Annotated in this window: 6 protein-coding genes and 3 pseudogenes; 8 read left to right on the top strand and 1 reads right to left on the bottom strand. The window is 43.1% G+C overall.

Annotation, left to right across the window (positions count from 1 at the left end):
* The first annotated feature begins 52 nt into the window (after positions 1-52).
* The 5 genes from GBN19_RS14230 to GBN19_RS14215 all read left to right on the top strand — a co-directional run bounded on the left by GBN19_RS14230 (position 53) and on the right by GBN19_RS14215 (position 4,906).
* Positions 53-310, top strand: a complete 258-nt coding sequence (locus GBN19_RS14230; RefSeq protein WP_111895312.1) for a helix-turn-helix domain-containing protein — start codon at positions 53-55, stop codon at positions 308-310.
* Positions 310-1,542: a type II toxin-antitoxin system HipA family toxin gene (locus GBN19_RS14225; protein WP_151778577.1), complete on the top strand. Its 1,233-nt coding sequence runs from the start codon at positions 310-312 to the stop codon at positions 1,540-1,542. Before GBN19_RS14230 ends, GBN19_RS14225 begins: the two co-directional genes overlap by 1 nt.
* Positions 1,543-1,801: 259 nt before the next feature.
* Positions 1,802-2,116 carry an ABC transporter substrate-binding protein gene (locus tag GBN19_RS14220; RefSeq protein WP_151778576.1) on the top strand — a complete coding sequence of 105 codons (315 nt, stop codon included), beginning with the start codon at positions 1,802-1,804 and terminating at the stop codon, positions 2,114-2,116.
* Positions 2,113-2,988, top strand: a complete 876-nt coding sequence (locus GBN19_RS16175; RefSeq protein ID WP_228271290.1) for a relaxase/mobilization nuclease domain-containing protein — start codon at positions 2,113-2,115, stop codon at positions 2,986-2,988. The genes GBN19_RS14220 and GBN19_RS16175 overlap by 4 nt, the downstream gene beginning before the upstream one ends.
* Positions 2,945-4,906 carry an LPD7 domain-containing protein gene (locus GBN19_RS14215; RefSeq protein ID WP_228271289.1) on the top strand — a complete coding sequence of 654 codons (1,962 nt, stop codon included), beginning with the start codon at positions 2,945-2,947 and terminating at the stop codon, positions 4,904-4,906. Before GBN19_RS16175 ends, GBN19_RS14215 begins: the two co-directional genes overlap by 44 nt.
* Positions 4,907-4,945: 39 nt before the next feature.
* On the opposite strand, the gene GBN19_RS15845 is transcribed toward GBN19_RS14215, so the two are convergent.
* Positions 4,946-5,107 carry a hypothetical protein gene (locus GBN19_RS15845; RefSeq protein ID WP_171492660.1) on the bottom strand — a complete coding sequence of 54 codons (162 nt, stop codon included), beginning with the start codon at positions 5,105-5,107 and terminating at the stop codon, positions 4,946-4,948.
* A gap of 77 nt (positions 5,108-5,184) precedes the next feature.
* Between GBN19_RS15845 and GBN19_RS14210 the strand changes: the two are divergent.
* The 3 pseudogenes from GBN19_RS14210 to GBN19_RS15975 form a co-directional block, all read left to right on the top strand.
* Positions 5,185-5,325: pseudogene (locus GBN19_RS14210) on the top strand (transposase); the annotation flags it as partial.
* Between the two features lie 118 nt (positions 5,326-5,443).
* Positions 5,444-5,626: pseudogene (locus GBN19_RS14205) on the top strand (IS3 family transposase); the annotation flags it as partial.
* A gap of 104 nt (positions 5,627-5,730) precedes the next feature.
* Positions 5,731-5,813, top strand: a pseudogene (locus tag GBN19_RS15975) (IS5/IS1182 family transposase); the annotation flags it as partial.

Below are 5,813 nucleotides of genomic sequence, written 5' to 3'. Positions count from 1 at the left end.
ATATTATTATATGATATATTAGCTATATGGCTAAATTATTGGGGTGAAAATGATGGCAACCAGAGCCGAGATTGGCCAGAGCGTTCGTCAAGCACGTAAAATATTAGGCTATACACAACAAAAATTATCCGAAGTGACGAGAATCAATAAAACAACCATCTCGGAGATTGAAAATGGTCGGTTTACCGGATCTTTTGACATCTTTGAACGTGTACTGGATGCAGTTGGCTTGCAGTTTGAGGCGACACACAAAAAGCATAACTTACCGGATTGGGATGAAATCGAAGATCTATTTTCTGAGGATGAATAATGAATAATCCGATTGATCTACCGAGTAAAATCAATACGATTGAGGTATACAACGGTCCAGTTGAGTTAGGTGTACTGTCTTATGGTTCCATACACCACTATCAACCGATTCAGGCAAGCCAACATGTCTCACTGACCATGACCCAAAAAGGCATGGATGGCTATTCTTCAGGTTCACTCCACCCGATATTTTCTCAAAACTTGCCTGAAGGTTTTAATCGCAGATTCATTGCTGAAAAATTGGCAAGATATGCAAAAGTCAATGATATGTATTTATTGGCACTGCAAGGCGATCAGGGCATCGGCATGCTCGCTTATCAGAGTATGCTGAATTTACCTGAAGCCGAATCGCTTAGTTTAGGTGAAATTCTATCCTATAACAGCCATGAGCCACTGTTCCCTCAGTTATTGGAAAAATATTATCTGCGAAATTCTTTGGCTGGCATGCAGCCTAAAGTCAGTATTCCTAATGCCAATACCATCGAGACGGATCGAACAGTCCAACAAAAAGATTTAATCGTAAAATCTTTCGATTCAGAATTTCCTTTACTGACGGTCAATGAATTTGTCTGTATGGAAGCTGCCCGATACTGTGGGTTAAATCCTCCCAAAACCTATTTATCTGAAAATCTCGAAACCTACGTTGTCGAACGCTTCGATAAAACAGAGGATGGTTTAAAATTGGGGTATGAAGACTTTACGACCTTGATGAAAAAGTCGAATGACCCTGATGCCAAATATACAGGGAGTTATGAAGCGCTGTTGAAAGCCACCTATCTTTATACAGGGAGTCTCGCTGAAGTTGAGAAAATGTATACCTACATTGTATTCAACTGTTTAATTGGCAATGGGGATGCCCATCTGAAAAACTTTGCACTGCAATATTCACCAGATATGCAACAGGTATTTGTCTCTCCACCCTTTGATATTACCCATACCCTGATCTATGAAACGATTGATAATCAGATGGCGCTTAAACTCGAAGGAAGCAAAGCATTCCCCAATCTGTCACATCTCATCAAACTGGCACAAAGTAATCAATTCAGGATTCGAAATCCCAAAGAAATCATTGAATCTTTAAGTGACAAGATGATGGATTATCTTCAGCGCTCCAATGAAATTCAAAGTTTTGCTGGGTTACGCCAATCAATCGAAAGCTCGATATCCACAGTGATGACATCAGGTAGTTTGACTCAACCGTATCGTCATCACAAACAGAAAAAATTTGAATAATTCAGATGCAACCGATGCCTGCCCTTCATAGTTCGGGCGATGTTCCTAAATAAAGCATCAATAACATAAACCTAAAAACCTCACTTTTTGGCGATTTTCTGGCTTTTTGCTGACCCACCTTCGTACACTAAAACTGAGGCATAGAGACAACGACGGGATGGAGCAATGGGTCATCATTGCTGAGGTCTGCTCCTCATTCAAACTCACTGATGCTGGGTCTAAAACTTTATAAACACTTTAAAAAAACACGGAGCATTGCATGCGCAATAAACAAATTCTGATTCGACTCAGCGATGCAGAACATCGACAACTGGCTGAACTGTGTCAGCAGCTGGAGCTAAATCAGTCAGAAGTGATTCGGCATCAGCTGTTCAACCAGAAGCCGTCAGTGCACGTAGAGCTGATACAGATTCAAGAGCTTCGCATCATTGCACTGCAGCTCAAGCAAATTTTACAACGCGATGATTGTCTCACCCCAGCTGAACGGGCAGATCATACAACGGATCTTGAAGCGTTGATCGAGGCGCTTAAATTGATCGTGCGCAAACTAAGTCAAGGAGTTCACCTCGTATGATTTTAAAGCTGATTGCAAATACTCGCTCCACGTCATTGAAACAACGCGTCAACGGGTTATTGAACTATATTCAAAATCCTGAAAATACCCGTGCACAAAATCTTAGCAATTATATCCGTCAGCCCTTTGCCTCTCAGCCAGCGTGGGATGAAGATGCACTGCTTGAAAAATGTGTCTATGCCAGTTCAAGGAATTTTCTGGATGATGATCCTGAGCAGCAAAAAATCGAAATGCTGCAGACGGCCAGTTTAAATCACCGGGTAGACGATCCAATCGTGCATCTGGTGGCGAGTTTTAAAAAATTTGAAGTTCCAGCAATTCAGCAAATCGAAGAGCAGATCGATATTCTGCTCCGGCATTTAAATGCTGAAGCGCTGCAAGTGCAGTATGCAATGCATCTCGATACCGATAATGCGCATTATCATGTCGTGATCAACAGAATTCATCCATTTGAAAAAAATCAGCATCAGCAGCACAAATGCGTCAATCTCGGTGACGGCTGGATCCTCAATGCCTTGCACCGCAGTGCGGCAGAAATTGAAGCCACGCAGGGCTGGAGTTCTGAGCCGAATCCGATGTTTATTTATAATCGACGCACTCAAACAGTAGAAAGCAATCCTGCATACATAAAAATCTCGGATGCAGAGAAACTTCCTGCACTCATTCTGGATCGGGCTTACCGACATCAACAGCCCAGTGTTCTGCAACAGGAGATTCACTTTGCAAAAAGCTATCAGCAATATGTGGAAACGGCTGTCCAGAATATTTTGCGTCGCGTCAACAGCTGGCCGGAGTGGCATCAGGCGCTGGCAGAAAAGGGCTTAAGCTTTGAAAAGAAATGGTGCTGTGTTTCAGTTAAAGACTTATTCTGAACAGATTACTTTTAAAGCATCGTTGTTTTGTCAGAAGCAAGCTACCCTGCCCCAGCTGCAGAACAACTGGGGAGCATATCAGGTCGCCGAGGGAATCCGTCCCAAAGCTGTCCCGGATCAGGAGGTCCAGTCTCGGGTAGCGTCTCCGTCCAGCAAGATGAAGATTCATCCATTTCATCTATTCAAGGCTGAAAATTATCTGGTCGCAGAATTGCACACGATCTATCTCGCGCTAAAGACACAGAAAGATTACATCACCGTCCTGCACAAACAGGCCGCGGCTGAAATCAAGCAGAATCATGAAGATTATCAATTTGTTGAAAGAGATCTACAGATTAAACAGCAGCAACAGCAGTATCCATCAATTACCTTGGATCAGATCCAGACCGCACTGGACGATCAGCATGCTCTCCAGCAGAAAAATGATCGCTCTAATCGACGGACCCAGTATGCACTGAGTCACCAGCAATTGACGGCCAAGTTAGTGAAGGATGAACTGTTCAAGAATGAGCTGGGACAACGGCTCTTGCCATCGCCGGAGATGCATTCGGCACAGATCACCTCCTACGCGGATTTTATCTCGCATCTCAATCGGGAACATCCACTGGTTATTGCCCAACAGTTTCTGCTGGATCAGCGTCAGTCTGGCAATTTTATTCATGCACCCAATCCCCAATGCCGTCAGGCGCAGCTGATCTATGACGAGCAGCTTAAACATGAGCCGATTGCGGTGATGAATCAATACGGCATCCAGATGTTTAGCCAATATTCCATCCCGCGGATTCAGCAATGCCTGCAACTCCTCGATGCACATACTCCAATTGTGTTTTCAGGGGATCGGGCGTTTCAACAACAGGGAAAAATTGCCCTGCAGCATCGGGATCACCAGATTGAAGACCCCAATCCTCGCCACGAGCTACCACAGCTGGAGCAGATCACATCCGCCGATCTTGAGGTGTTTTTTGACAAGTTATATCAGCACTTCTATCAACATCATAATCTACAAACCGCGATTTTTAAAGCCAATTTGTTGCTGAGTTGCTGCCATGTAAATACCAATCAACTGGAGCAGAACCTCAAGGAATACACAGATGAATTTTTTAATTTCAACTTGCAGCAGCAGGATCGCAACACTCTGATGCTGCGCTTGAAAAGTGTGCTCTGCACCCAGCCCATCGCGCAGAACCGGCAATACTTTAATGCGCAAGATCTTGATTGTGTTTGGCAAATCGCATTAAAACTTGAATACAATTTATTAAAACGAAAAACAGCCAAAATCATCAACAAGCCACAGCCTCAGGGTGGTTCGAAACTCGTCATTGAAGAGATTGTGTTACCCGAGAGAGATCCGGATTTTTTAAATGAGGTGATGCAAGAATTACAGTTCGAGTCTCGCAAATCTCGGCTGCAGCAACAGTTCCTCGAAGTTTCTGAGATCAGTTCAACTTCAAATAGTCTGGGGGCATGTCAGCGCATTGATGCTGAAATAAAATCCCTACCGCACTTTCCTAAAGACCGATATCAAATCATCTGTCAGTTTGAGCATCAGTTTTATATCGACCGAGAGCTCAATCAGACCGCCTTTATTGAAAACAAAGCACCGGCATATATTACTGTCGTTAGTCCGTTGGAGATTCATGTCCGTGATGCCCTATTCTTAGCCCACGCGCGATATGGGGAAGTCATGATCTCCGGCAACGAAGAATTCAAGACACAGGTGGAAGCCATTGCCCAGCAGTATCAGATTCCCGTGATCCGAAAAGAACATCTCGAACAGCGACAAACCCAACCAGAGATTCCGTCCCATGAACGTCAGTCAAATCGACCTCAACCAGATCTAACACCACCCATTGAACCACAGCAGCGGAATGAATCCAAACCTCAGAAAAGTGGGTATGGTCATGACTTTGGCTTTTAGACAAGACGGCTCAAAAAAGCCTAAGTGAAGAATTATACGTTAAGCCAGTATATAGCTCGATTCAGGAAAATGTTTTAACAATGCCATTTTCACTGAATCAGGTGTATTGACTTCGGGCTGCACGGCCAGCAAATGGTCTAGCCAGACCAGAATGGCTTCATGATTGTTATAACAGTGATTGACGTCCAGATAACTGGCCATGCCGTGATCCTAGCCAAAATAATGGACAGCACGTCCCTCTAAAGATAACCTAACTTTAATCTTTGGAGATTCAAGAAATGGCTAAACGTTTTAGTCCTGAATTTAAACAGCAAGCGATTGATTATGCACTTTCAAACTCACACGAGCCTATAGCTGCAATCGCCCGGAAATTAGGTGTGGGTTATTCAACTTTAGATAAATGGATTCGTGAAGTAAGCGTCCGCTGAATCCCATACCAATTTTTAATTCGATTTAGGTTTCCAGCAGTGCGGCAGCAGTTCTTCAATTTGGGGCACTTTGTGTGTCGGCAGCTTTTGCAGCACATCACTTAAATAACGACAACTCGGTATTTCCATGAAAACTTTATCAAATTGATACAAGAAAGCAAAGGTTGGGACATTAGCAGGAACACAACAATTTTTGCCCGATCTCGTTGCTCTACTCGAAGAAAACAAGAAATTCAAACAACAACTCAAAATTGCTGAAATGGAAAAAGAATTTCTAAAAAAAGCGGCAACTGATGTGTCCTGTTTTTTCAGCACGCCTCAATAATACAGTGTCGCGGAATGCTAATCTGCCCAATAGACCTCTTGCGAAAGTAAAAAATTGTTTATACTAGTCCCATGAAATATGAAAATTTAACTAGATTTAATGATGGGGAATTTAAACGACTTGTTGGAATTCCTCGTCCATTATTCTTAAAAAT

This window comes from Acinetobacter brisouii, assembly GCF_008993995.1.
Taxonomy (GTDB): Bacteria; Pseudomonadota; Gammaproteobacteria; order Pseudomonadales; family Moraxellaceae; genus Acinetobacter; species Acinetobacter brisouii_A.
Note: the sequence above shows the minus strand (reverse complement) of the source record. Positions and strands in the feature narration are given on the sequence as shown.